At 68.2% G+C, this 25128-nt stretch carries 27 protein-coding genes; 12 read left to right on the top strand and 15 right to left on the bottom strand.

Going from position 1 to position 25128, the window contains the following annotated elements; translation table 11 throughout:
* Positions 1–21: 21 nt before the first annotated feature.
* Entirely contained in the window at positions 22–303 is a 282-nt protein-coding gene (locus ACTIF2_RS08370; RefSeq protein ID WP_439496595.1) for a DUF427 domain-containing protein, read from the top strand.
* Here the strand turns inward: ACTIF2_RS08370 and ACTIF2_RS08365 are convergent, their stop codons facing one another.
* The 3 genes from ACTIF2_RS08365 to ACTIF2_RS08355 are packed head-to-tail and all read right to left on the bottom strand — an operon-like array spanning position 304 to position 3064.
* A complete protein-coding gene (locus tag ACTIF2_RS08365; protein WP_439496594.1) occupies positions 304–1101 on the bottom strand; it encodes an ion channel in 798 nt (265 codons plus the stop codon). It lies immediately after the preceding gene.
* Between the two features lie 47 nt (positions 1102–1148).
* Complete coding sequence (locus ACTIF2_RS08360) at positions 1149–1808, bottom strand: class I SAM-dependent methyltransferase (RefSeq protein ID WP_439496919.1); 660 nt, start codon at positions 1806–1808, stop codon at positions 1149–1151.
* A gap of 5 nt (positions 1809–1813) precedes the next feature.
* On the bottom strand, positions 1814–3064 hold the full coding sequence (locus tag ACTIF2_RS08355; RefSeq protein ID WP_439496593.1) for a BtaA family protein: 1251 nt from the start codon (positions 3062–3064) through the stop codon (positions 1814–1816).
* A gap of 188 nt (positions 3065–3252) precedes the next feature.
* Here ACTIF2_RS08355 and msrB point away from each other — a divergent pair, with 188 nt between their 5' ends.
* Both msrB and msrA read left to right on the top strand, forming a co-directional pair.
* Positions 3253–3708: a peptide-methionine (R)-S-oxide reductase MsrB gene (gene msrB, locus ACTIF2_RS08350; protein WP_439496592.1), complete on the top strand. Its 456-nt coding sequence runs from the start codon at positions 3253–3255 to the stop codon at positions 3706–3708.
* Positions 3705–4340, top strand: coding sequence for a peptide-methionine (S)-S-oxide reductase MsrA (gene msrA / locus ACTIF2_RS08345; protein ID WP_439496591.1), 636 nt, complete (start codon positions 3705–3707; stop codon positions 4338–4340). The genes msrB and msrA overlap by 4 nt, the downstream gene beginning before the upstream one ends.
* Before the next feature lie 138 nt (positions 4341–4478).
* Here the strand turns inward: msrA and ACTIF2_RS08340 are convergent, their stop codons facing one another.
* Both ACTIF2_RS08340 and ACTIF2_RS08335 read right to left on the bottom strand, forming a co-directional pair.
* A complete protein-coding gene (locus ACTIF2_RS08340; protein WP_439496590.1) occupies positions 4479–6131 on the bottom strand; it encodes an acyl-CoA dehydrogenase family protein in 1653 nt (550 codons plus the stop codon).
* Positions 6132–6199: 68 nt separating this feature from the next.
* Positions 6200–7090: a sulfotransferase gene (locus ACTIF2_RS08335; RefSeq protein ID WP_439496589.1), complete on the bottom strand. Its 891-nt coding sequence runs from the start codon at positions 7088–7090 to the stop codon at positions 6200–6202.
* A gap of 219 nt (positions 7091–7309) precedes the next feature.
* Between ACTIF2_RS08335 and ACTIF2_RS08330 the strand changes: the two genes are divergently transcribed.
* The 3 genes from ACTIF2_RS08330 (at position 7310) to ACTIF2_RS08320 (ending at position 10952) form a co-directional block, all read left to right on the top strand.
* Positions 7310–9688: an ATP-dependent helicase gene (locus ACTIF2_RS08330; protein ID WP_439496918.1), complete on the top strand. Its 2379-nt coding sequence runs from the start codon at positions 7310–7312 to the stop codon at positions 9686–9688.
* A 58-nt stretch (positions 9689–9746) separates the two neighbouring features.
* The gene (locus ACTIF2_RS08325; protein WP_439496588.1) at positions 9747–10331 is read left to right on the top strand and encodes a TetR/AcrR family transcriptional regulator; all 585 of its coding nucleotides are present in this window, start codon (positions 9747–9749) and stop codon (positions 10329–10331) included.
* A gap of 132 nt (positions 10332–10463) precedes the next feature.
* Positions 10464–10952 (top strand): hypothetical protein, encoded by a 489-nt coding sequence (locus tag ACTIF2_RS08320; protein ID WP_439496587.1) that lies wholly within the window; start codon positions 10464–10466, stop codon positions 10950–10952.
* A gap of 31 nt (positions 10953–10983) precedes the next feature.
* Here ACTIF2_RS08320 and ACTIF2_RS08315 read toward each other — a convergent pair whose 3' ends face one another.
* Positions 10984–11379: a winged helix-turn-helix transcriptional regulator gene (locus ACTIF2_RS08315; RefSeq protein WP_439496917.1), complete on the bottom strand. Its 396-nt coding sequence runs from the start codon at positions 11377–11379 to the stop codon at positions 10984–10986.
* Positions 11380–11502: 123 nt separating this feature from the next.
* Between ACTIF2_RS08315 and ACTIF2_RS08310 the strand changes: the two genes are divergently transcribed.
* The gene (locus ACTIF2_RS08310; protein ID WP_439496586.1) at positions 11503–12258 is read left to right on the top strand and encodes an SDR family oxidoreductase; all 756 of its coding nucleotides are present in this window, start codon (positions 11503–11505) and stop codon (positions 12256–12258) included.
* A 108-nt stretch (positions 12259–12366) separates the two neighbouring features.
* Here the strand turns inward: ACTIF2_RS08310 and ACTIF2_RS08305 are convergent, their stop codons facing one another.
* Positions 12367–12756 carry a VOC family protein gene (locus ACTIF2_RS08305; RefSeq protein WP_439496585.1) on the bottom strand — a complete coding sequence of 130 codons (390 nt, stop codon included), beginning with the start codon at positions 12754–12756 and terminating at the stop codon, positions 12367–12369.
* A gap of 121 nt (positions 12757–12877) precedes the next feature.
* On the opposite strand from ACTIF2_RS08305, the gene ACTIF2_RS08300 reads away from it, so the two are divergent.
* Positions 12878–13825 (top strand): 50S ribosomal protein L11 methyltransferase, encoded by a 948-nt coding sequence (locus ACTIF2_RS08300; protein ID WP_439496584.1) that lies wholly within the window; start codon positions 12878–12880, stop codon positions 13823–13825.
* Between the two features lie 45 nt (positions 13826–13870).
* Here the strand turns inward: ACTIF2_RS08300 and ACTIF2_RS08295 are convergent, their stop codons facing one another.
* Positions 13871–13999 (bottom strand): hypothetical protein, encoded by a 129-nt coding sequence (locus tag ACTIF2_RS08295; protein WP_439496583.1) that lies wholly within the window; start codon positions 13997–13999, stop codon positions 13871–13873.
* A 52-nt stretch (positions 14000–14051) separates the two neighbouring features.
* Positions 14052–14300 carry a hypothetical protein gene (locus ACTIF2_RS08290; RefSeq protein WP_439496582.1) on the bottom strand — a complete coding sequence of 83 codons (249 nt, stop codon included), beginning with the start codon at positions 14298–14300 and terminating at the stop codon, positions 14052–14054.
* A 301-nt stretch (positions 14301–14601) separates the two neighbouring features.
* Between ACTIF2_RS08290 and ACTIF2_RS08285 the strand changes: the two genes are divergently transcribed.
* Complete coding sequence (locus tag ACTIF2_RS08285) at positions 14602–16446, top strand: aminopeptidase P family protein (protein WP_439496581.1); 1845 nt, start codon at positions 14602–14604, stop codon at positions 16444–16446.
* A gap of 136 nt (positions 16447–16582) precedes the next feature.
* Here ACTIF2_RS08285 and ACTIF2_RS08280 read toward each other — a convergent pair whose 3' ends face one another.
* From ACTIF2_RS08280 to ACTIF2_RS08265, 4 genes are all read right to left on the bottom strand, one after another.
* Positions 16583–16882: an AzlD family protein gene (locus ACTIF2_RS08280; protein ID WP_439496580.1), complete on the bottom strand. Its 300-nt coding sequence runs from the start codon at positions 16880–16882 to the stop codon at positions 16583–16585.
* Positions 16879–17589 carry an AzlC family ABC transporter permease gene (locus tag ACTIF2_RS08275; protein ID WP_439496579.1) on the bottom strand — a complete coding sequence of 237 codons (711 nt, stop codon included), beginning with the start codon at positions 17587–17589 and terminating at the stop codon, positions 16879–16881. The genes ACTIF2_RS08280 and ACTIF2_RS08275 overlap by 4 nt, the downstream gene beginning before the upstream one ends.
* An 11-nt stretch (positions 17590–17600) precedes the next feature.
* Positions 17601–18464 (bottom strand): AraC family ligand binding domain-containing protein, encoded by an 864-nt coding sequence (locus ACTIF2_RS08270; RefSeq protein WP_439496578.1) that lies wholly within the window; start codon positions 18462–18464, stop codon positions 17601–17603.
* Between the two features lie 95 nt (positions 18465–18559).
* The gene (locus ACTIF2_RS08265) at positions 18560–19771 is read right to left on the bottom strand and encodes an MFS transporter (protein WP_439496577.1); all 1212 of its coding nucleotides are present in this window, start codon (positions 19769–19771) and stop codon (positions 18560–18562) included.
* A 71-nt stretch (positions 19772–19842) separates the two neighbouring features.
* Here ACTIF2_RS08265 and ACTIF2_RS08260 point away from each other — a divergent pair, with 71 nt between their 5' ends.
* Positions 19843–20862: an AraC family transcriptional regulator gene (locus tag ACTIF2_RS08260; RefSeq protein ID WP_439496576.1), complete on the top strand. Its 1020-nt coding sequence runs from the start codon at positions 19843–19845 to the stop codon at positions 20860–20862.
* 101 nt (positions 20863–20963) lie between these two features.
* A complete protein-coding gene (locus ACTIF2_RS08255; RefSeq protein ID WP_439496575.1) occupies positions 20964–21236 on the top strand; it encodes a hypothetical protein in 273 nt (90 codons plus the stop codon).
* A 37-nt stretch (positions 21237–21273) separates the two neighbouring features.
* Here the strand turns inward: ACTIF2_RS08255 and ACTIF2_RS08250 are convergent, their stop codons facing one another.
* Positions 21274–21474, bottom strand: a complete 201-nt coding sequence (locus tag ACTIF2_RS08250; RefSeq protein ID WP_439496574.1) for a hypothetical protein — start codon at positions 21472–21474, stop codon at positions 21274–21276.
* 145 nt (positions 21475–21619) lie between these two features.
* On the opposite strand from ACTIF2_RS08250, the gene ACTIF2_RS08245 reads away from it, so the two are divergent.
* Positions 21620–22828 (top strand): alpha/beta hydrolase, encoded by a 1209-nt coding sequence (locus ACTIF2_RS08245; protein WP_439496573.1) that lies wholly within the window; start codon positions 21620–21622, stop codon positions 22826–22828.
* Positions 22829–22932: 104 nt separating this feature from the next.
* Here the strand turns inward: ACTIF2_RS08245 and ligA are convergent, their stop codons facing one another.
* A complete protein-coding gene (ligA, locus tag ACTIF2_RS08240; protein ID WP_439496572.1) occupies positions 22933–25080 on the bottom strand; it encodes an NAD-dependent DNA ligase LigA in 2148 nt (715 codons plus the stop codon).
* Positions 25081–25128 lie beyond the last annotated feature (48 nt).

Genomic DNA, 25128 nt, shown 5'->3' with positions numbered 1-25128 from the left:
CACGTTCGAAAGGCAATCGCGATGGTGAAGGCAACCTGGAACGGCGCCGTCCTGGCCGAGTCCGACGACACCGTGGTCATCGAAGGCAACCATTATTTCCCGCGCGAGACGATCCGGAGCGAGTTCTTCAGGCCGAGCGACACGACCTCGGTCTGCCCCTGGAAAGGCACGGCGAATTACCGCTCGCTCGTCGTCGACGGCGCGCAGAACAAGGATGCGGCCTGGTACTATGCCGACCCGCAACCGGCCGCCGCCGAGATCAAGGGCCGCATCGCCTTCTGGAAGGGCGTCGAGGTCGCCTGATCAATCCGCGTGATCGGGTATCTTCAGCACATGCCCGCAGGCCTTGCAGTGCACGGCGTCGGGCTCATGCCGCTGCAGGGCGCATTTCGGGCAGGGAAACGTGACCTTGTTCGGCCGGAACACCATCTGGGCCAGGCGCACGAACAGCGAGATGCCGACGATCATCACCGCGATCGAAGTGAGCTTGCCCGCGGTCCCGGGCAGGGTGATGTCACCGAAGCCGGTCGTCGTCACCGTCGTGACCGTGAAATAGAAGGCATCGACATAGCCCTCGAAGCCCGACGTGCCCTGGAAGAAGAAAGTGTAGATGAAGCCCGTGACCACGAAGAGGAAGGTCACGATGTTGATCAGCGCCCGCGAGACATCCTCCCATTCGCGATAGCGCGTGGCGCGCAGCTGCTCCCAGATCAGCCCGCGCTGCGAGAGCGACCACAGGCGCAGGATTCGCAGGAAGCCGAAATTCTCCAGCCATTGCGGGGCGAGAAGCGTCGCAAGGATAAAGAGATCGAGCAGCATGCTCGGCTGACGCATCAACCGCGGCACGTTGGTCGAGGCCAGCATCCGGGCGGCGATCTCGGCGAACAGGATCACCGCGACCGAATAGTCGATCCAGAGGAAGGCCGGCCGGTCGCGGATCAGCGGCGTCGCCACGAAGAAGGCGATGATCAGCAGGTCGACGATCGTGGTCGCGAGCTGGAACCGAACGGCGGCGGGCGAACGCCCGTGATAGAGCTGCCGCAGACGGTTGCGCAGCTGCTCGATGCGACCTTCGGGTTCGGAGGCTGTCTCTTCGGCCATCCAGCCGCGCTTACAGGGCCACGGGGAAGGCGTCCAGCGCCGGGCGCTCAGTCCGCCGGCCGTGTCGCCACCGCATGGACGGCATACCCGCGATAGAGCCGGGTCGTGCGGCCCTGGGCACCTTCGGCTCGCGCAAGCCCATCCAGCACCGCCTCGAGCTCCCCTCGCGGCGTGACATGGAACAGGGCGAGCCAGCGGTTGAGCACCGCCCTGAAGGGAGCCGGCAATCCGGCCTGGTCGCCGAAATCGACGATATGCAGCGAGCCGCCCGGCGCCAGCGTCCGCAGCGCCTGCGCCACGACGCCTTGCCAGGGCGGGATCATCGACAGCGCGTAGGAGATCACGATCCGCTCGAACCCCGCGCGGCCGAACAGCGTCCCGGCGTCGAAATCGGTCGCATCGGCCTGCTCGAGCCGAATCCGGCCGGAAAGCCCGGCGCGCGCCGCGTTCCGCCTTGCGGTCGCCAGCATCTCCTCCGATACGTCGAGGCCGTAGCAGGCGGCGCCGGGATAGGCCCGGGCGAGCTTGATCAGGTTGCGCCCGGTGCCGCAGCCGATCTCCAGGACGGCGCCGCCACGAGGCGGGTCGAGCCCGGCGATGAGTTCGTCCCGGCCGAGCAGATAGAACTTGCGGCTGGCGTCGTAGACATGGCGCTGGTGCCGGTACATCCGGTCCATCAGGCCGGCGGCCTCGCCCCCGGGCGCCATCGCGCTCACGCGGGCGCTCCGGGCAGGACGTAGAGGTGGAAGGCTCCGTAGATCGAGGAGCGATCCTGATCGCCGAGCATGCGGCTGCGCGCCGCCTCAAAGCGCCACCGATCGAGGATCGTCGCCGGCACGCGGCCCGGCAGCAGGCGCTCGTCGGCGGCGGTGCGGAAGATCACGCGCGCGCCCGGCCGGGCCGTGCGGGTGATCTGCGTCCATAAAGCCGTGAGGTCGGCGTCGTTCATCCAGTCCTGCGCGTCGAGCAGCACATAGGCGTCGCAGCTCTCGGCCGGCAGGCTGGCGAGATAGGCCGTGATCGCGCTCTGATGGTAGCTGACGCGCCCGGCCCGCTCGCGCACGGTCTCGAAATGGCCTCGCTCCAGATAGGGCGGCACGGAGGCGTCCGGCCCGGCCGCGTAGCCGCGCCCGAAAGCCTGGCGCGCGAAATAGTTCTGTTTCAGGTCGAAGCCGCAGGCCAGCCGCTCCAGCCGGTGATGCAGCACGGCCTTGATGCCGTCGTCGCTGTCGGCAGCGAGCGCCTTGTACTGGGCCGGAGGAATGCCGAGCCCGTAGAGCGAGGCCGGCTGGCGGATCAGCCAGCGCACCAGCCTCTTCTCGAAGACGGGCGCCAGATGCCGCTCGAACAGCGCGCGCTGCTCCGCCATGTCGCGCGCCTTCAGCATCACGCGCGGGTCGCAGCCGAGCACCCGCCCGAGCAGATGACCCGCGCCGATGAAGCGGCCGAGCAGCCCATAACGGTAAAAGTTCCGGGCGAAGAGCTCGATGCGCCGCCGACCGCTCAGGTTGCGCCCCTCCCAATAGCTGCGCGAGGTCGGGTCGAGCCGCGGCGCGATCAGGCGATCGTAAAGCTCGACATTGTCGCGCGACTGCGCCTGGCCGAAGAAGCGCAGGAAATCCTCATGCCGCGTCAGGGTGGCCAGCGCCGCGAGCTTGAGCTTGCCCAGCGCGATATGCGCGCCGTTGAGATCGACCGCGCTGACCCGCGCGGGGGCCGCGGTGAGATAGGACAGGATATTGCAGGAGCCCGACGCGATCGCCACGACATGATCGTCGGGGCGTAAGTCCAGCGCCGCCATGTCGACGACCGGGTCCTCCCAGATCTGCGGATAGACCAGCCCCGAAAAGGCCAGGGTGAACATCCGCTCGAGCAGGCCGGCCTTTGAGAGCGCCTTGCTGCGATGGACCGCGGAGGTCAGCCCCAGGGTGGTTTCCCGCCGGACCGTGCGCGCCGTCTGCATCTGTTGCTCCCCGCGCGGCCAGTTGCGATGGCGAGCCGACTAGAGGAGTCGCGTGACGGTTGGGTGACGCGCCGCCGGCCCGCCGCGCGATGCGCCACGGGCTCGTGATTATCCGTGCACGGATACCGGGCTGACGCGGGGCGCGATCATCCCCATATTGGGGCGAGCGAAACGAAGGGAGAGCCGAAATGGGCCTCAGCGAATTGTTCGGCCGCGCGACCAGCAACCAGAGTGACTTCCCGTTCAAGCTCTCCGACGCGCAGTGGCGCGAGCGCCTGACGCCGGAGCAGTACCAGGTCCTGCGTGGCCATGGCACAGAGCGGGCCGGCTCCTGCGCGCTGAACTACGAGAAGCGCGCCGGCACCTTCTCCTGCGCCGGCTGCGGCCAGAAACTGTTCAAGTCGGGCAAGAAATTCGAGAGCGGCACCGGCTGGCCGAGCTTCGACCAGCCGCTCGAAGGCGCGGTCGAGACGAGCGAGGACCACAGCTTCGGCATGCGCCGGGTCGAGGCCCACTGCGCCAATTGCGGCGGCCATCTCGGCCATGTCTTCCCCGACGGCCCCCCGCCCACCGGCCTGCGCTATTGCATCAACGGCGTGGCGATGGATTTCGAGCCCGCCGGCGAGGCGGAGACCCGGTCGTGACCCGGCGCGGCTTTCTCGCCGGGCTCGGGCTGGCGGCAACGCTGGCGCTGACGGGCGCGAGCCTGGCGCAGCAGCCCGCCCAGCCCGGCGGCGCAAAGACGGCTGTCGCGATCTTCGCCGGCGGCTGCTTCTGGTGCATGGAGCCCCCTTTCGACGCCCTGCCCGGCGTGATCTCGACCACCTCGGGCTATACCTCAGGCCAGACGCCCGACCCGACCTATCAGCAGGTCTCGGCCGGCAAGACCGGCCATACCGAGGCGATGAGGATCGTCTACGACCCGGCCAAGGTCAGCTACGAGAAGCTGCTCCATGTCTTCTGGCGCAATCACGACCCGGTGACCGCGAACGGCCAGTTCTGCGACCATGGCAGCCAGTACCGCGCCGGCATCTATTACGGGTCGGAGAAGGAACGCGAACTCGCGGAGGCGTCGAAGACCGAGGTCGCCAAGCGCTTCAAGCAGCCGATCACGACCGAGATCGTCGCCCAGACGACCTTCTATCCGGCTGAGGACTACCACCAGGATTATTACAAGAAGAACCCGATCCGGTACAAAATCTACCGGACCGGCTGCGGCCGCGACCGGCGGCTGAACGAACTCTGGGGCAATGAGGCCGGCGGCGCTCATTCGTGAGGCGCAGGCGCTTTTTGCACGTGCCGCAATCTGACCGAATAGCGCTCCGTCATTGCGAGCGCAGCGAAGCAATCCAGGAGGGCTCGCTCTGCCGCCCCTGGATTGCGTCGTCGCTACGCTCCTCGCAATGACGGCGCACTAGCTCGGCAACGGCACGGCCCGTCGCGCCAGCGCAGCCGCGTCGGCCGAGGCCGGCAAGGCGCCGAAATGGCCCGACCAGCCGCCCTCCAGCCGGCTCGCGATGAAGGCGTCGGCGACATTAGCCGGCGCATGGCGCAGCAGCAGCGAGGCCTGGAGCATCAGCGCGAGTTGCTCGACCAGCCGGCGCGCCTGCCCCTCGTTGCGGCTGAGATCGCCGAGCTCGGCGTCGAGCGCCGCAAGCCGGGCATCGTAACGTCGATCCGCCCCGCTCGCGGCGCGCAGCTCGTCGCGCAGCGCGTCGAGTGAATCGGGCTCCCGCGCCAGCGAGCGCAGCAGGTCGAGGCAAATGACGTTGCCCGAGCCCTCCCAGATGCTGTTGAGCGGCGCCTCCCGGTAGAGCCGCGCCATCGGGTGCTCCTCGATGAAGCCGTTGCCGCCGATGCATTCCAGCGCCTCGACCACCACGGCCGGCGCCCGCTTCGCCACCCAATATTTCGCGATCGGCGCGCCGATCCGGGCGAGCAGCCTTTCGCTCTCGCTCTCTCCCTGGCGATCGAGCGCGGCGAACAGCCGGAGCGCCAGCCATGTCGCGGCCTCGGCCTCGATCGTAAGATCGGCGAGCACGTTCTGCATGATCGGCTGGTCGATCAGCGCCTTCTGGAAGGCGCGCCGATGCTGCGCGTGATGCGCCGCCTGCGCCACCGCCTGCCGCATCAGCCCGGCCGAGGCGGCGGCGATGTCGAGCCGCGACCCCTGGTTCATCGCAAGTCCGGTGCGCAGGCCGCGGCCGGGCTCGCCGATCATATGGCCGATCGCTCCACGAAACTCGACCTCGGAGGAAGCATTGGAGCGGTTGCCGCATTTGTCCTTGAGGCGCTGGATCGCGACGCCGTTGCGCGAGCCGTCGGGCAGCCAGCCCGGCACGACGAAGCAGGATATGCCCTCGGCCGTGCGCGCCAGGGTCAGGAACACGTCGGAATGCGGCACGGAGAAGAACCATTTATGCCCGGTCAGGGACCAGGTGCCGTCGCCATTGGCATGCGCGACCGTTTGGGTCTGGCGCAGGTCCGAGCCGCCCTGCTTCTCGGTCATCGCCGTGCCGACGGTCGCGCCGGTCTTGGCCCCGGCCGCGATCTGGCGCGGATCGTAGCGGTTCGAGCTGATCAGGCCGCCCCAGTCGGCCCAGCGCGCCGGGTCGCTCTTCAGGATCGGGATCGCCGCATAGGTCATGCTGATCGGGCAGCAGATGCCGCTCTCAGTCCCGTACCAGAGATATTGCAGGGCGGCCCGCGCCACCTGCGCGCCGGGACCGGGCCGGTTCCAGGCGAGCGCATGCGTCTCCTGGCCGATCGCGAGCCCCATCAGCTCGTGCCAGGCCGGGTGGAAGGCGATCTCGTCGATGCGATTGCCGAAGCGGTCATGCGTCCTGAGTTCCGGCGTGAACCGGTTGGCGAGCCGCGCCAGCTCCTGCACATGCGTCGAAGCCACCACCCGCCCCGCCTCGTGCAGCCGCTCGCTCGCCCAGCCGGCCCCGAAGGCCGCCACGGCTGCTGGCAGGACCGGATCGCAGGCGAAGGCGTCGTAATCGGCCAGAGGCGGGACCTGGTTGAGGACCTCGTCCGTGGCGGCGGCAGGATCTGCGGCTGTCATGCTGGCGTCTCCGCTTCGGCCCCGGATCGATCTTCGAGACGAAAGATAGGCGCCCAGTGGCGATCGAACTAGGCCGGGATGCAACCGCTCCCAACCGGGAAGCCGAACGCCTCGCGCCAGGCGATCACCGCCGGCTGCTCGTCGAACAGCCGGGCGATCTCCTCGTCGAAGGCCTCGGCGGGTTGGCGGCGCCGCTCCGGCGGCCAGGGATCGACCCGGGCACCGGCCGCGATCTCCGCCTGACGGCCGGTCGGCGCGATGCCGAGGAAATCCGCCAGCATCGCCAGTTCGCCGGGGCGCGAGCTCTCCTGCCAAAGCCGGTCGCTGCGCAGGACATGCGCCGGAATGCCAGCGGCAACGATCGCGCGATATCCCGCGAGTGAGGCGCCGAGCATGTTCGCGAACCCGGCGACCCATGTCCGGAGCGGCATCTCCGGCACCCAGGGCATGTCCCAGTTCGAGCGCGCGCAGGCGAGCGGCTCCCGCACGCAATGGACATAGCGCAGCGGCAGCCCGCCGCCGGGCGAGCGCGCCAGCGCATCGGCCAGCACCGTCAGCGGCACCTCGCAGCTCGGCGTCTTGCAGAACAGCACACGGACCTGGCTCGGCGATTTGGCGGCGATGCGCTCATGGCGAGTGGTCGCCGCGAAGCTGGTGATCAGGAACCGCAGGAAGCGGCTGCGCTCCTCGTCCGCGGAATAGCCGCGCCAGTTATTGCCGCCGGCATCGACCCAGACCCTGCGTTCCGCCGCGGTCAGATCGGCGAAGAAGCGCAGGAAATGCGCGAATTCCGACGATTTCAGCGGCATGTACTCGTCGAAGCTCAGCACCTCGGGATGCGCGTCGACCACCGCCTCGGCGAAGGTCGTGCCGCTGCGCGGCAGGCCGCCGGCCAGGACGAGATGATCGATCCTGCCGGGATCGAGCCGGCCGGCAAGGTTGAAGACGTCGACGGACATGAAAATGCCTGCTCCCCCCGGCAGAACGATCGCGGATCGCCATCATGCAATGACCTCAAGGCGGCTCGCGCATCAAGCTCCTTTGGCCGGGCGGGGCCGGGATCGCCATCTCCGGCCTGCCTGTGCCGTCCCCAGCGCAATCGCCGGCCGGCACGACAGGGCGAGCAATGCCCGGGACGACGCCCTATATTGACGCCAGAACGAATCACGACCGAGCGCATCTTGTCCGACCCCTATTCCACCTCCGCTCCCCTGCCCCGCCCCGGCGGCCTCGCCTCGCGCGCCGCCGCGCAGCCGGCGGCCGGCTATCTCGCCGGGCTGAACCCGGAACAGCGGAAGGCCGTCGAGGCCACGGACGGCCCGGTCTTGGTGCTGGCCGGCGCCGGCACCGGCAAGACCCGGGTGCTGACCACCCGGATCGCCCATCTGATCGCGACCAACCGCGCCTATCCCTCGCAGATCCTGTCGGTGACCTTCACCAACAAGGCGGCGCGCGAGATGAAGGAACGCGTCGCAAACCTCGTCGGCCCTGTCGCCGAGGGCATGCCCTGGCTCGGGACCTTCCACTCGATCTCGGCAAAAATCCTGCGCCGCCATGCCGAGCTGCTCGACCTGCGCTCGGATTTCACCATCCTCGACACCGACGACCAGATCCGCCTGATGAAGCAGGTGATCACCGCCGCCGATATCGACGAGAAGCGCTGGCCCGGCCGGATGCTCGCCGGCTTCATCGACTCGTGGAAGAATCGCGGCCTGGCGCCCAAGGACGTACCGCCGGGCGAGGCCGCCGTCTTCGCCAACGGCAAGGGCGGCGCGCTCTATGCCGCCTATCAGGACCGCCTGAAGACGCTGAACGCCGTCGATTTCGGCGATCTCCTGCTGCACTGCCTGACGCTGTTTCGCGAGCACGCCGATGTGCTGGCGAGCTATCACGAGCGCTTCCGCTACATCCTGGTCGACGAGTATCAGGACACCAACACCGCCCAGTATCTTTGGCTGCGGCTTCTCGCCCAGGGGCGCCGCAACATCGCCTGCGTCGGCGACGATGACCAGTCGATCTATGGCTGGCGCGGCGCCGAGGTCGACAACATCCTGCGCTTCGAGCACGATTTTCCGGGCGCGACCGTGATCCGGCTCGAGCGCAACTACCGCTCGACCGGCCATATCCTCGCCACCGCCTCGAAGCTGATCGCCCGCAACGAGGGAAGGCTCGGCAAGACGCTGCGCACCGAGGACGAGCCCGGCGAGAAGGTCAGCATCACCGGTTCCTGGGACAGCCAGGAGGAGGCGAGGCTGATCAGCGACGAAGTCGAGTCCATGCAGAGCAAGGGCGAAAACCTCGCCGAGATCGCCATTCTCGTGCGCATCTCGGCGCAGATGCGCGAGATCGAGGAGCGCTTCGTTCATGTCGGCGTGCCCTATCGCGTCATCGGCGGCCCGCGCTTCTACGAGCGCGCCGAGATCCGCGACGCCATGGCCTATTTGCGCTGCGTCGTCAGCCAGACCGACGACCTCGCCTTCGAGCGCATCGTCAACGTGCCCAAGCGCGGCCTCGGCGACGCCACGGTCCAGCTCCTGCACAACCATGCCCGCCTGACCGGCCTCTCGCTGCTGCAATCGGCCCGCGCCGTTGTCGAGACCGAGGAGCTCAAGCCCAAGGCCCGTACGACCTTGCGCGAGCTGGTCGAGGCCTTCGCACGCTGGACGGGACGCGCCGAGCACATGAAACAGGGCGAGCTCGCCGAGCTCGTGCTGGAGGAGAGCGGCTATACCGAGATGTGGCAGAAGGACCGCTCGGCCGATGCCGCCGGCCGGCTCGAGAACCTCAAGGAGCTGGTCCGCTCACTCGACGAGTTCCCGGACCTGCCCGCCTTCCTGGAGCACGTCTCCCTGGTGATGGATGCCGATTCCGGCGAGAGCGCGGAGCGTGTCTCGATCATGACGCTGCACGCCGCCAAGGGGCTGGAATTCGACACCGTCTTCCTGCCCGGCTGGGAGGAAGGCCTGTTCCCCAACCAGCGCGCCCTCGACGAGAACGGCCGCGCCGGGCTGGAGGAGGAGCGCCGCCTCGCCCATGTCGGCCTGACCCGCGCGCGCAAGCGCCTGAAGCTCTATTTCGCCTCGAACCGGCGCATCCACGGCCTCTGGCAATCGAGCCTGCCAAGCCGCTTCATCGACGAGTTGCCGGAGGAGCATGTCGAGGTCGTCCAGGCGCCCTCGACCTATAGCCAGGGCGGCTACGGCGCCTCGCGCTTCGACCGCATGGAAAGTTTTGGCTCGAGCTACAACACGCCGGGCTGGCAGCGCGCCCAGGAGAACCGGGCCAAGTCGGGCGGCGGCTCCGGCTTTTCAGAGAGCGGCCGCGGCTTCGGCCAATCCGGCTTCGGGTCAGGCCGCCAGCGCGGCCCGCTGCTGATCGAGGGCGAGCTCACCGCGAAATCGACTGGCGCCTCGGCCTTCGACACCGGGGCCCGCGTCTTCCATATCAAGTTCGGCCCCGGCTCGGTCGCCAGCGTCGACGGCAACAAGCTGACCGTCGATTTCGACAAGGCCGGGCGGAAGATGGTGTTGGACTCGTTCGTTCAGAAGGCGGGGTGAAAGCTCCGCCGTCGTTGCCACGCCTTGACGGCCTACCTACTAGTAGATAGAAAGGAGCATGGCCGGCCCCGCAACGACATATGATGAAATCCTGGATTGCGCTCGCTCGCTGTTGATCGAGGGGGGCTATAACGGGTTCAGCTATGCCGACATCGCCAAGGTGGTCGGCATTCGGAACGCGAGCATTCACCATCACTTTCCGAGCAAGTCCGGGCTCGTTCGCACGCTCGTTGCGCGATATCGCGAAGAGGCCCAAGCAGGAATTGCAGATCTGGAGCGCCAGCTCGCTGATCCTACCGAGCAATTGCGCGCCTATTTGGGCTATTGGGAAGCCTGCATCGCCGACGCCAGCGCCCCGTTCTGCGTCTGCGCGCTCCTGGCGAGCCAGATCCCGGTGCTTCCCGAGGAGGTCATCCTGGAGGTACGCGCTCATTTCAGGACGCTCTCCGCCTGGCTGACCTCTGTTCTCGAACGCGGGGCACGGCAGGGCGGCCTGCATTTCACCGGCACGGCCAAGGCCGAAGCGGAAGCTTTCATGGCCAGCGTCCACGGCGCGATGCTCTCGGCTCGCGCCTATGGCGATCCCAAGATTTTTGGCGTCATCACCCAGCCGCTCCTGGAACGCCTCGCGGTCCGGCACTAGAGCGCTGCTCACTCCGAAGGGTAAAAGCATCGCATAGGCACCTACCAACTAGTAGATAGATTTAAACCGACCCGATGATCCGGTGCTGCTCCGTTGCAGCGCCCTCAACCGCTCGATGAAAGGGCATTCCTGATGTTTGGCATTTCTCCGCTTGGCTGGGTGCATACGCTGGGCAGCCTCCCCGCCATTCCGGCAGCGGCATATATGTTCGCGGTCCATGGCCGGATCCTGCCGCGCTCGCATGTCGGCACCATCTATCTGGTCTCTATGGTGATCGGCGCTGCCACGGTTTTTCTCGTCGGGCATCAGCCCGTGAGCCACGGCATCGGCGCGCTGACGCTCCTGCTTCTCGCCGTGGGCTATTCCGTCGGCCGCTTGCCCGTCTCCCGGACGGCGGCGACTTATGTCGAGACGATGGCCCTCAGCGTGACGGCATTCCTGCTCATGCTGCCGACCGCGACGGAGATCCTGCGCCGTGTTCCGGACGGCCATCCGCTTGTGACCGACTTGGGATCCCCACTCCTTCTCGCTGTCCAGGGTGGCATTCTCGCCGCGCTCGTGATCGGATTGATCGTGCAGATCATCTACCTGCGCAAAAAGGCGAGGACAGCCGCCGCATGAGCCGAAGCGTTCGGGAGAGCGGCCGGCGCCGCTACCCCTCCTCCCGTTCCCTGAATGCCCGCCGCGCCGCCGAGACCTCGGCATAGTAGGTCTCGGCCCAGGTCCAGACGCCGCAGAAGGCGGCGCTCAGCTCGCGCCCGAGCTCGGTGAGCGTGTAGTCGACATGTGGCGGAATGACCGGGTGAACCGTGCGGACCACCAGCCCGTCGCGCTCCATCTCGCGCAGCGTCTTGGTCAGCATCTTCTGGCTGATGCCGCCGACGACGCGTCCGACCTCCGTGAAGCGCAGGGTGCCGCGCTCCTCCAGCGCCTCCAGCACCAGCATCGTCCATTTATCGGCCACCTGCGCGATGACCTGGCGCACCAGCGACTCGACCGCGGGCGAGACCGGCGGGATCTCCTCGCTGCGCTTGTGCATCACCGCCATGGCCTCGCGGATCGCATGCATCTGACACTCTCCTTTTGGTGCGTATCGAACTTTCAAGCGCCTTCTTTCCGATGAAGAGTATCGATGCCAGCTGATGGATCGCAACCAGGAAAGGGACTTGCGATGAACATCACCGGCAACACCATCCTCATCACCGGCGGCGGCTCCGGCATCGGCCGGGCGCTGGCCGAGGCCTTCCACAACGCCGGCAACCAGGTCGTCATCGCCGGCCGGCGCGAGACGCTGCTCGACGAGGTGACGAGCGCCAATCCGGGCATGGAAGCGCTCCTGCTCGACATCCAGGACAAGGACGATGTCACCGCCTTCGCGCGGCACGCCGTCGAGGCCTTCCCGGCGCTCAACGTCGTCATCCACAATGCCGGCATCATGCGCAGCGAGACGATCGCGGCCGGCGACTTCCTCACGACCGCCGAGGAGACCGTCGCGACCAACCTGCTCGGACCGATCCGGCTCACCGCCGCCCTGCTGCCGCATCTGCTGGCGCAGCCGCGCTCGGCGATCCTGACCGTCTCCTCCGGCCTCGCCTTCGTGCCGCTGGCGACGACGCCGACCTACAGCGCCAGCAAGGCGGCGATCCATTCCTGGTCGATGGGGCTGCGCGAACAGCTCAAGAAGACCTCGGTCGAGGTCATCGAGATCGCGCCTCCTTACGTCCAGACCGAACTGCTCGGCCCGCAGCAGGCGGTCGATCCGCTCGCCATGCCGCTGGCTGAGTTCACCGCCGAGGTGATGTCGCTGCTCGAAAGCCAGCCGGAATCGGGCGAGATCATCGTCGAGCGCTGCAAGCCGCTGCGCTTCGCCGCCGAGAACGGCCAGATCGCCGCGGTCTTCGCCCAGCTGAACGCGCAGCACGGCTGAACCTTATCGTCATTGCGAGCGCAGTGAAGCAATCCAGGAAGGTTCGCTCGACGTCCCCTGGATTGCTTCGTCGCTACGCTCCTCGCAATGACGGGTTAGTTGCGGCGCCTATTCCGCCCCGTGGCAGCAGATGCAGAGCTTGTTGCCCTCCGGGTCGCGGAAATAGGCGCCGTAATAGTTGGGATGGTAATGCGGCCTCAGGCCCGGCGGCCCTTCGCAGTTCCCGCCATTTGCCAGCGCTGCGGCATGGGCGCGGTCGACCGTCGCCCGGTCGTCGGCGAGGAGCGCGATCATCTGGCCGTTGCCCACGCTCGCCGGCTGACCGTCGAACGGCGTGGTCAGGAAGAGGAACGGCCTCCCGCCGTCCTGATGCTGCCATCCGGCCAGTTTTCCTGGGTCGAGGAAGCGCTGGCGGTGGCCGAGCGCCTCGAACAGGGTGGAGTAGAAGCGGAAGGAGCGCTCGAAATCATTCGCGCCGATCGTGACATGCGAGAGCATTGGGGCGTCTCCAACCCAGGTTGCGCGACAGCTTAGGCCGCGCCGCCGGCTTGCCAAGCCCGTCTGGCCAAGCCCCCTGACAATGAATGACATCCGCCCCTGCCCCTGCTAAGCCCCCGCCATGCGCGAAGGCCTCCTCCCCGCGACGGTCGCGACCGTCCTCGAACTCTCGACCAGCGGCGACAAGGCGCGCGCGCTGACCGAACTCCTGGGCGAGGTCTTCGACCCGACCGAGACGGCCATTTCCGCCTTCGAGATCGAGGACGGCGTCACCACGCTCTCGCTGAACGCGCCCTGGAAGGTCGAGATCTATTTCGCCACCCATCCGGACGAGGCGGCGGTGCGCGACATGCTGCGCCCGATCGTCGGTGCGGTGGTGGATTCGACGCCCTTCACCTCGGTCAACCAGAAGGACTGGGTCGCGGCCAGCCTCGAGGGGCTGCAGCCGGTGCGGGCGGGGCGCGTCCTCGTCCATGGCGCTCATGACCGCGAGACCGTGCGCGTCAACGACGTCGCCATCGAGATCGAGGCGGCGCTCGCATTCGGCACCGGCCATCACGGCACCACGGCCGGCTGCCTGCTCGCGCTCGACGCCGAACTGAAGCAGCGCCGGCCGCAATTCGCGCTCGATGTCGGCACCGGCACCGGCATTCTGGCACTGGCCTTGGCCAAGCAGACCCGGCAGCGGGTCGTCGCCGGCGACATCGACCTGACGGCGGTCGAGGTTGCAGCGCATAATGCGCGGGTCAATCACGCGCCGCGCGCGCTCGATCTCTATGTCGCGCCCGGCCTGCGCCATGCCAAGGCGGACCGCCCGGGCCATTTCGACCTCGTCTTCGCCAATATCCTGGCCGGGCCGCTCCGGCGCCTTGCGCCCGCCATCGCCCGCGTGCTCGCGCCGGACGGCACGGTGATCCTGTCGGGCCTGCTGGCGATGGATGTCGCCGGCATCGTCTCGACCTACCGGCATCAGGGTCTTTATCTGGCCCGCCGGACGCTGCGCGAGGGCTGGGCCACCCTGGTCATGAAAAAGGGCGGCGCGGCCCCAAGACCGCGCCGCCCCTACTAGGCCAGCAGCGCGCCCGAAGGCGCGTGTCTCGCTTCGAGCCTTCGCTCAGAAGTCGATATGGCCGTACTTCTGCTGGGCTTCGGCCTGCATGGCGCGGGCGTCGTGCCAGACGGCGGAGGTGAAGCGGGCCGCATCGACGACCCATTCGATGGCATGCTTGATGATGGCGATCATGGTCTTGTCCTTTGGGTGACGCGGCGCGGCCCAAGCGGGCGCGGCGTTGAAATCAGCGGTTGAAGGGAAGCGCCGCATCCTGGCTTTGCGCCGTCTGCGGGAAGCCGCCGAGCACGATCTCCGCCTCGTTGACGAGGTAGGAGCGGGCCCGAAGCTCGCGGATCGCGGAGCGGCGGCGGCTCTCGATCATCGCGACATAGAGGCGCTGCCAGAAGGTCAGGCCGGCGGTGTTCATCGACTTGGAGGTGTTGATCGACTTGGCGGGCGCCACGCTCGCGGTCGAATTCAGTACATAGGTCACAGGTCCATCTCCTCAGATAAACGAAGGACAGTCCCGGTCGCTTCCTCGTTCTCTTATGCTCCCAAAGTGGTACGTCTTCGCACTTGCGAGAAGATGATTTCGCAGATGCGAGATATGCGCCATTTGCATGGGTTCGCCCGGATTTCGTTAAGAATTGCGCTGTTCGCATAGCAAAAAGGCAGAACGCCCAAATCCGCAGCCCCCGCCGCCTACAGCAAAAGCAGGGCCAAATGCTGCTTTTGCGCTGGTCTTCCGTCCGCCCAGGCGCGACGATGCCTGAAATCGCCAATCCGGACCCGCCATGACCGAATCGCCTGTGCCCGCCCTGCCGACCTGCCGCTTCCAGTCCTTCTCCGAACCGAGCGATCCCGCCCAGGTCGCGCCCCGCGTCGCAGCCTTGCGCAAGGCCCTTGCAGCGCAGGGACTCGACGGCTTCATCGTGCCGCGCGCCGACGAGCACCAGGGCGAATATGTGCCGGCCCATATGGCGCGTCTCGCCTGGCTCACCGGCTTCACCGGCTCGGCCGGCAACGCGGTGATCCTCCCCGACAAGGCCGTGCTCATCGTCGATGGCCGCTACACCATCCAGTCGGCCGAGCAGACCGACACCGCCGTCGTCACGCCGGTGAAGATGGAGGAGTCGCCGCTCGACAAATGGATCGAGGCCAACCTGCCCGAAGGCGCGCGGCTCGGCTACGATCCCTGGCTGCACACGGTCGACGGCGTCGCCAGGCTCGAGAAGGCGGTCGCGAGCGCCGGTGGCACGCTGGTCACCGTCGCGCCAAATCCGATCGACGCGCTCTGGAGCGATCGCCCTGCCCCGCCCACCGCCGCCGTGAAGGCGCATCGCGCCGACCATGCCGGCGAGGACACCGCCAGCAAGCTCGCCCGCATCCAGGAGGCGCTGGTCAAGGCCAAGGTCGATGCGCTGGTGATCTCCGATCCGCATGCGCTGGCCTGGACCTTCAATATCCGCGGCGGCGACGTCGAGCACACGCCGCTGCCGCTCGGCTACGGCATCGTGCCGCGTGAAGGTCGCCCGACGGTGTTCCTCGCGCCCGAGAAGGTCACCAACGAGGCGGGCGACGCCATCGGTGCGGTCGGCGAGATCGCGCCGCCCGCCGCTCTCGAGAAGCAGCTCGCCGCGCTCGGCGCCGCCAAGGCCAGGGTCCGGCTCGATGCGAGCACCGCTGCTTCCGCACTGGCGACACTCATCCGCGATGCCGGCGGCACGCCCGATGCCGGCGCCGATCCAATCGCGCTGATGAAGGCGCGCAAGAACGAGACCGAGCTCAAGGGCGCGCGCGACGCCCATATCCGCGACGGCGCCGCGGTCGCGCGCTATCTGTCATGGCTGGCGCGCGAGGCGCCGAAGGGCAAGCTGACCGAGATCGACGCGGTCGCGGCGCTGGAGAACGAGCGGCTGAAGACCGGCCTGCTCAAGGACGTCTCCTTCACCACCATCGCCGGCGCCGGCCCCAATGCCGCCCTGCCGCATTACCGCGTCAGCGAGGCCAGCAACCGCCGGCTGGAGCCCGGCATCTTCCTGGTCGATTCAGGCGCGCAATACGAGGACGGCACCACCGACATCACCCGCACGATCGCGATCGGCGAGCCGACGCCGGAAATGCGCGACCGCTATACCCGCGTCCTCAAGGGCCATCTCGCGATCTCGCGCGTCGTCTTCGTCAAGGGCACCTCGGGCGCGCAGCTCGATGCGCTGGCGCGCCTGCCGCTCTGGCAGGCCGGGCTCGATTTCGACCACGGCACCGGCCATGGCGTCGGCAGCTATCTCTCGGTGCATGAGGGGCCGCAGCGGCTCTCCAAGCTCGGCACCACGCCGCTCGAGCCCGGCATGATCCTCTCCAACGAGCCCGGCTACTACAAGGAGGGCGAATACGGCATCCGCATCGAGAACCTGATCGTGGTCGAGAAGCGGGTCATCCCCGGCGGCGACCGCACGATCTACGGCTTCGAGACCATCACCTGGGCGCCCTATGAGCGCGCGCTGATCGACCTGTCCCTGCTCGACGACGGCGAGATCGCCTGGATCAACGCCTATCACGCCCAGGTCTGGAGCAATCTCGCCCCGCTCGTCGAGGGTGAGGTGAAGACATGGCTGGAGCGGGCCTGTTTGCCGTTGTGAAAGCCGTGCGCCTCCCTTCTCCCCTCGGGGGAGAAGGTGCCGAGCGCAGCGAGGCGGATGAGGGAAGGATAGCGCCAGACTTCCCTCATCCGACCCGGCTTCGCCGGGCCACCTTCTCCCCCGAGGGGAGAAGGGTTCACAGCACCGCCCGCAGCGCCACCACCGCGACGACCCCGACCGCCACCACCGCCAGCAGCGGCAGCCGCGTCGCCGCCAGCGCCGCGATCGCCGCCGCGCCCGTCTCGGCCCAGCCGGTCGCCAGCGCGCTCGGCGCGATCACCGCGATCAGCACGGCAGGCGGGATCGCGTCGAAGGCGGCCTGCGCCCGCGGCGAGAGATCGAGCCGCCCCGCGAGCGCGAGGCCCGCGATGCGGGTGAAATAGGTCACGATCGCCATGCCCAGGATGGCGACGAGATTGGTCGGGTCGAGCGTCATGGCTGCGCGCCCTCGGTCGCCGGCTGCTGTTCGTCCCCGGCCGCGAGCCAGGCTGCAAGGAGCCCGCAGATCGCGCCGGCCGCGACATGCCAGGGCGGGCCGGCAATCTTATAGGTCAAGGCCGAGGCGATGCCGGCGGCGGCGACCGTCCAGGCGGTGACGCGTCCTTTCCAGAAGGCCGCGACCAGCGCGATGAACAGGGCGGTGAAGGCGAAATCGGCCCCGAGCCGGCGCGGGTCGCCAAGCGCGGCGCCGACCGTGACGCCGATCGTCGAGGAAGTCAGCCAGCCGAGCACGAAGGGCACCGTCATGCCGAGCCAATAGGCGAGCGAAAGGCGCCGCGTGCGCGCCCGCTTCTCGGCGAGCGCCCAGTTCTCATCGGCCATGTAGTAGAGCGCCGCCAGCTTCTGCCCGGGACCGAAGCCGGTGAGCTTCGGCGCCAGCGAGGCGCTCATCAGGATATGGCGGGCATTGATCAGCAAGGTCGAGAACACGATCGTCCAGACCGGCGCCGGCTGCGCCCAGAGCTCGATCGCGGCGAACTGTGCGCCGCCGGCGAAGACGAGGACGCTCATCAGGAAGGTCTCGAGCGGCGAGAGCCCCTTGCCGGCGGCGAGCGCGCCGAAGAGCATGCCGATCGGTATGGCCGCCAGCAGCGCCGGCCAAATGTCGCTGAACCCGAGACGGGCATCCTCGATCGCGCGCATGGACGCTCCGTTCAGCCGCGATGGGCGGCGCGGAAGGCGCCGGGCGTGACGCCGAGCCGCGCCTTGAAGGCCCGGGTCAGATGCGCCTGGTCGCAGAAGCCAGTCGCCGCCGCGACCTCCCCCGGTGTCTCGCCGTTCCGCAGCCGGTCGCGCGCCCGGCGGACGCGGATATCGACGAGATAGGCATGCGGCGTCAGCCCGGTCTCGCGACGGAAGGCGCGGATCAGGTGATGGCGCGGCAGACCGGAACGACGCGCCATCTCCGCCAGCGACAGATCCTCGTCATAGCGCTCTTCGAGCAATTCGCGGGTCTCGGCGATCGGTCCGCGCTCGCGCCCGACCGGACGGACCGAGAGGTCGGCATGGCGTCCGAGACAATAGGCATAGGCGCGCAGCAGACCTTCCTCGCCGGCGAGCGCATCGCCACCCTCCTCCAGCGCCCGATGCGCGGCGCTGAACAGCGCCGAGCCCTCCGGATCCTGCACCGTCGGCTCGCGGAAGAACGGCGTGCCGACATCGTCGCGGCCGGTGAGCGAGGCCGCGACCTCGCGCATCAGCTCGATCGTCGGATAGGTCATCCGGTAGCGATAGCCGCCCTCGCTCGGCGCGCCGTCATGGACATCGAGCGGATGGTTGAAGACGAGATCGCCGGTGCGGGCGAAAAGCTTGCGGCCGCGCGCATGCCAGACCTCGCAGCCCGACAGGATCGTGCCGATCGCATAGGTCTCGTGGGCGTGCGGCGAATAGGTGTGGGTCGAGAACCTCGCCGCGAGGCATTCGAGCCCGGCGAAGCGCGCAGCCGTGAACAGGCGGGCATGCTCGCCCGCCTGGAGCGGCATCTCCAGCAACGCGTCGCCCTGGCTGATCAAATCCATGGCGGAAGCATATCGCGAAAGCGCTCGGGCCTGTCTTGAAGAAAAGTGATGGCGACGATCACGCGACCGTCGCCATCGATCATGCAGACCGCAGGTCAGGGACGCGGCGGCTCCTTGCCTGCGACGAACACCAGCGCAGCGCCCGCGAACGTAGCCGCCGCCATGTAGCCGATCGGCGCCCAACCTCCGACATGATCGACCAGCAGGCCGCCGAGGACCGCACCGCTGGCGATCGCGACCAGGAACGCGGCGGTCACGAGCCCGCTCGCCGCTTCGGCGTGATCGGCCGCCGTCCGCACCATCCAGCTCTGGAAACCGACCGGCGCGAAGCCGAATGCGAAACCCCAGAGCGCCACGGCAACCCCCGATACGATCGGCGACGCTCCGAACAGGATCATGCCCAGCGCCAGGGCAGCGATCGCCAGCGCGAATGAGACGATGGCGAGCTTGACGCCCCGCGCCGCGACCGCGCCGCCCGCGAAGTTGCCGATGACGTTGCCGACGCCGTAGCCGAGCAGAACGGAGGTGATCGCCGTGACACCCAGCTGCGGAACCTGTTCGAGAAACGGCCGGATATAGGTGAAGCCCGTGAACTGCCCCGAAATGATGACGAGGATGGAGATCAGCATCAGGCGCACACTCGGCCGCGAGAGGAGCACCGCCAGCGTGCCCAGCTTCGGCGCCGTCTGCGACGGCAAGGGCGGCATCGTCGTCATGAGCGCCAGCAGGGCGACGCCGGCGAGCCCGGCCGAAAGCGCAAACACCATCCGCCAGCCGATCAGGGCGTCGAGATAGGCCCCGAGCGGTCCTCCGCCGATGAAGGCAGCCGAGACGCCGGCCGAGATGATCGCCAGCGCCCGCGGCACGGCCTGCACCGGCACGAGTCGCAGTGACAGCGCCGGCGCCATCGACCAGAAGCCGCCGAGGCTGAGGCCCAGCAGGAAGCGCGCCGCCAGCAGCATCGCGAAACCATTGGCCAGGGCCGTGATGATGCTCGACAGCGCCAGAAGCGATATCAACGCCCACAGCACCAGGCGCCGATCGAAACGGCTGGTGACGATCGGCGTGAAAATGGCGGCGATGACGCCGACGAGCGACGTCATCGTAACGGTTTGCCCCGCGGCCCCGACGCTGATCGAGAGGTCGGCGGCGATCGAGGTCAGGACGCTGGCGGGCAGGAATTCCGCGCTGACCAGAGCGAACACGCCCATGGCGAGCGAGAAGACGGCGGGCCAGGCCGCATCGCTACGGGTCTCGACATCGGCGACGAGGTCGGGATCCGCCGTGGCGGTAAGGGAATCGGACATGGGCAGCTCCAAGGGATGAGGCCGGAGAATTGGCGATGGCCCTCTGGACATTCCATGCTAGAAAACCCGCAATGCTTGACCGTTCGTCCAGAAATCAGCCGCCCTCCGCTGATCCCTTGACCGCGATGCTTCGTGGCTTGCGGCTGGATGGCGTCGACTACGCCCGCTACCGCATGACCGAACCCTGGGGGCTGCTGTTCCCGGCCCAGGTCGCGGCGCGCTTCCATTTCGTGGCGGAACGCGGCTGCTGGCTGCGCACGCCGGACGACGACTGGGTCCGGCTCGAGCCCGGCGACGCCGTGCTGCTGCCGCGCGGCGCCGAACATGCGCTCGCGAGCGAGCCCGGCGCCTGCGCCACCCAGCTTGGAAACTGCCAGTTCCAAAGCTGCTGCGGCGAGATTGCCGAGGCCCGCGGCGGCGGCGAAGGCGAGGCGACCGTATTCTTCAGCGCCAGCCTCGACTTCAATGTCGATGCCCGGCATCCGGTGCTCTGCATGATGCCGGAGCTGATGTGGGTCCATGAGATGGCCGTGCACGAACCCGGCATCCCGCCCCTGCTGAGCACCATGTCCTGCGAACTGGCGCTCGACCGCGTCGGCGCCGGCGGCATCCTCACCCGGCTGGCCGACGTGGTCGCGGCCGCGCTGATCCGCTCCTGGGTCGAACGCGGCTGCGGCGACGCCAAGGGCTGGATCGCGGCGGCCCGCGACCCCGATATCGGCCGCGTGCTGGCCGCGGTCCATCTCGACCCGGCGAAGGACTGGACGGTGGCGGCGCTGGCGCAGGTCATGCACGCCTCGCGCTCCGCCTTCGCCGAGCGCTTCGCGGCCGTGGTCGGCGAGACGCCGGCGCGCTATGTCGCGCAGGTGCGCATGCAGCAGGCCCGGCAATGGCTCGAACGCGACAGGCTCAGGATCGGCATCGTCGCCCGCCGCCTCGGCTATGATTCGGAAGCCTCCTTCAGCCGCGCCTTCAAGCGTGTGGTCGGCAGGCCGCCGAGCCAGTTTCGGGCGGCAGCGCTCGCGAGCACCCCCGCTGATGAAACCGCGACGAGGACGGTCGCCCCACCGCAGCAGTTCATCGGGACCTGAAAGCGGCCGGGCCGGAACAAAACGCGAGTGCCGGCCGTTCGCTTTTCGAGCCTCGGGCAGAATCTGGCCCGCTGGTCGATCCCAGACGGAAAGCTGTTCACATGAAAATTCGGATTCTTGCCTGCGCCGCCGCGCTCGCTCTGTTCGCCGTTCCGATGGCCGCGGATGCCCAGGGCATTCCGCGTGGCGCCGCCAAGGGCGCGCGCGTCGGCAACCAGGCTGCGGGCCCCGTGGGTGGCGCGGCCGGTGCAGTCGTCGGCGGCGTCGCCGGCGGTGTCGTCGGTGGCGTCAAGGGCGTCGTCGGCATCCCGCAGAAGGTCGGCGTGCCGCGCTACAGCCGCAACCGGCACTCTGGCCGTCGTCACCGTCGCTGAACACCGGCACCGGCGGCCCGCCAGCGCGAACCGGCGTTCACCGACCCTCGGTGCGGGTCAGATGGGCTCTCTGCCTCGGAACCAGCGCCGAACCGAGCCTCGCCAGAACTTCGCCGCATGCCCGGACGGCAGCGGCGATCGCAGCCCGCCGCATCCCCAGCGCATCGGCAGCGTAGGCCTCGATATCGATCGACCCGTCCGGTCGGCGAATGACCTCGTCGTCGCGGTTGCACGTCATGATCCGTCCTCCCTGCCCTGCACTGTGCCGGGCCGGGCGACGGCGCGCTTGGCGGAAGCCTTGCCCTTTCCATGTCTTTTCCCTGTGTTTTCCTCACCTTTGCCCTTAGCCGATGCGCTTTTTCTGCCGCATGGTAAGCTGCTTCATGCGTTATCGCTTCGGGTCCTTCGAGCTGGTTCCGGATACGCGGGAGCTCCTCGCCGCCGGCAGCCCGCGCGCGATCGAGCCGCAGGTCTTCGACCTGCTCCTTCTGCTGATCGCGGCGCGCGAGCGCGTCGTCTCGCAGGACGAGCTGATCGGATCGGTCTGGAACAGCCGGATCGTGTCCGATTCCGCGATCAGCGCCCGTGTCAGCGCCGCGCGCGCCGCCATCGGCGACGACGGCAAGCGCCAGCAATGGATCAGGACCGTCGCCCGGCACGGCTTCCGCTTCGTCGGCCCTGTCGAGGAGGCCGCGAGGCCGGCGCCGGAGCAAACCCCGACCGCTCCACCCGCTCCGCCGCGCCAGCGGGTCGCCTTCTGCCATTCGCGCGACGGCACGCGGATTGCCTATGCGACCAGCGGCTCGGGCTGTCCGCTGGTCAAGGCCGGGCACTGGCTCACCCATCTCGAACATGACTGGCGCAGCCCGATCTGGCGCCCTTTCCTGAGCGGCCTCGGTGAGCGCTTCGCCCTGCTCCGCTACGATCAGCGCGGCAACGGCCTGTCGGACTGGCAGGTCACCGACTTCTCACTGGAACGCTTCGTCGACGATCTCGAGGCGGTCGTCGACGCGGCCGGGCTCGAACGCTTCGCCGTCTACGGCACGTCGCAGGGCGTTCCGATCGCGATCGCCTACGCGGTGCGCCGTCCCGAGCGGGTCAGCCGCCTCGTCCTGCAAGGCGGCTTCGCCAGGGGGCGCCTGCTGCGCGCGCAGGCCGACCGGGAACAGGCGCAGGCGATCCTGACCTTGATCCGGCATGGCTGGGGCAAGCCCGACAGCCCTTTCCTGGAAGCCTTCGCGACCATGTTCATACCCGGCGGCAATCATGAACAGGTCGCCTCGCTGGCCGATCTCCAGCGCCTCACCACCTCCCCCGGCAATGCGGCGGCGCTGCGCGAGGCGATCGACAGCTTCGACGTCTCGGGCATGCTGGCGCGGATCGCCGTACCGACCCTGGTCATCCACGCCAGCCAGGACGGCGTGCAGCCCCTGGCGGAAGGGCTTCATCTGGCCTCGGCGATCCCCGGCGCGGAATTCCTCCTGCTCGAGAGCCGCAATCACGTGATGCTTCCCGAAGAGCCCGCCTGGCCCCTGCTGTTCGAGGCCCTCGAAGGCTTCGTGGCCGACCGCGCCGGGTCGGGCCGCTCCTAGAGCCAGCTTCGATCAGGCTGAATCAATCTGATCAAATCCATCCCTAAACTCTTGATAGGAAAGACGTACCCCATCCGACAACCTGGCAGTCCGGTCGGTGTGCTCTATCCGCCGACCAGCGTGAACCAGCCGGCCTCGTCGATCACCTGCACGCCATGCTTGGCGGCGTCCTTGAGCTTCGAGCCGGCCCCCGGCCCCGCGACCAGGATGTCGGTTTTCGAGGAGACAGAGCCCGCGACCTTGGCGCCGAGCCGCTCGGCCATCGCCTTGGCCTCGTCGCGCGTCATTTGCTCGAGCGCGCCGGTAAAGACGACGATCTTGCCAGCGACGGGGCTGGTCGAGGCGACGGCCTCGAGCGGCTGCGGTGTCACTTGCGCCAGCAATCGGTCGAGCGTCTCCTGATTGTGTTCCTCGGCGAAGAACTGCACCAGCGCCTCGACCACGGTCGGGCCGATGCCGTCGATGGCGTCGAGCTCCTGCCGTTCGGGCGAGAGCGGGTCTGCCGCCGTTGCCGCCGCCCGTAGCGCCTCGAACGAGCCGTAATGCCGCGCCAGCAGCCGCGCCGTGGTCTCCCCGACATGGCGGATGCCGAGCCCGAAGATGAAGCGGTTCAGCGGCGGGCTGCGCCGGTCCTCGATCGCGGCGAAGAGCTTGGCGACGCTTTGCGCGCCAAAACCTTCCTTGTCCTTGAGCTTCTTGAGATTGGCCGTGTCGCGTGCTGCCAGCGTGTAGATCTCGGCCGGCTCGCGCACCGGCAGGTCGGGATCGGCATGGAAGAACTCGATCTGCTTGTCGCCGAGCCCGTCGATGTCGAGCGCGTCGCGCGAGACGAAATGCTTCAGCCGCTCGACCGCCTGGGCCTGGCAGATCAGCCCGCCGGTGCAGCGGCGCACCGCGTCTTCCTTGCCGCTGCGCGGATTGATCTCGCGGGTCGCATGGCTGCCGCAGACCGGGCAGAGCGTCGGGAAGACATAGGGCTGCGAATCGGACGGTCGCTTGGAGAGATCGACCGACTCGACGCGCGGGATCACGTCGCCGGCGCGCTTCACCGTCACGGTGTCGCCGATGCGGATATCGGCGCCGTCGCGGATCGGCAGCCCCTTGGAATCGAAGCCGCGGATATAGTCCTCGTTGTGCAGCGTCGCGTTGGTGACGACGACGCCGCCAACCGTGACCGGCTTCAGCCGCGCCACCGGTGAGAGTGCGCCCGTCCTTCCGACCTGGATGTCGATCGCCTCGAGCACCGTCGTGGCGAGCTCGGCCGGGAATTTATGCGCGATCGCCCAGCGCGGGGCGCGGGCGACGAAGCCGAGCCGGGTCTGCAGCGCGAGCTCGTCGACCTTGTAGACGACGCCATCGATATCGTAGCCGAGCGTGGCGCGCTGCGCCTCGATGGCGCGGTAATGCGCCAGCAGCTCGGAGACACGCTCGCAGCGGCGCATCAGCGGGTTGGTCTTGAAGCCCCAGCGCCGAAAGGCCTCGACCACGCCGAACTGGGTCGTCGCCGGCAGCGCCGACATCTCGCCCCAGGCATAGGCGAAGAAGCGCAGCGGGCGGTCCGCCGTGATCGAGACGTCGAGCTGGCGCAGCGAGCCGGCGGCCGCATTGCGCGGATTGGCGAATTCGCGCTCGCCCTTCTCGCGCTGGCGCTCGTTGATCCCCGCGAAATCGGCATGGCCGAGATAGACCTCGCCGCGGATCTCGGCGATCTCGGGCACGTCCTTGCCGGCGAGTTCATGCGGGATCTCGGAGATGGTGCGGGCGTTCAGCGTGACGTCCTCACCCTCCTCGCCGTCGCCCCGCGTCGCGGCATGGACGAGCGCGCCTTTCTCGTAGCGCAGCGACAGCGACAGCCCGTCGATCTTGGGCTCGGCGGTGAAGGCGATCTCGTTCTCGTCCTTGCGGCCGAGGAAGCTGCGTACGCGCGCGACGAAATCGGCGATGTCCTCGTCGGAGAACGCGTTGCCGAGCGACAGCATCGGCACGCGGTGCCGGATCTTGGCGAATTTCGAGGACGGCCTGGCGCCGACCTTGTCGCTCAGGGCCTCGCCGCCCTTCAGGTCGGGAAAGCCCTCCTCGAGCGCGACCAGCCGGCGGCGCTTCGCGTCATAGGTGGCGTCGTCGACGATCGGCGCATCGTCCTGGAAATAGGCACGGTCGGCCTGCGCGATCTCGGCCGCCAGCGCCTTGTGCTCGGCGCGCGCCTGGCGCGCGGTGAGGTCTTCGACGGGAACGGGATCAGCTTCGCTCATGACCGTTTTCTTAGAGCAGGATGCGAAAAAGTGGGAACCGGTTTTTCG

The sequence above is a fragment of the Allobosea sp. genome (assembly GCF_051860145.1).
Classification (GTDB): domain Bacteria; phylum Pseudomonadota; class Alphaproteobacteria; order Rhizobiales; family Beijerinckiaceae; genus Allobosea.
Note: the sequence above shows the minus strand (reverse complement) of the source record. Positions and strands in the feature narration are given on the sequence as shown.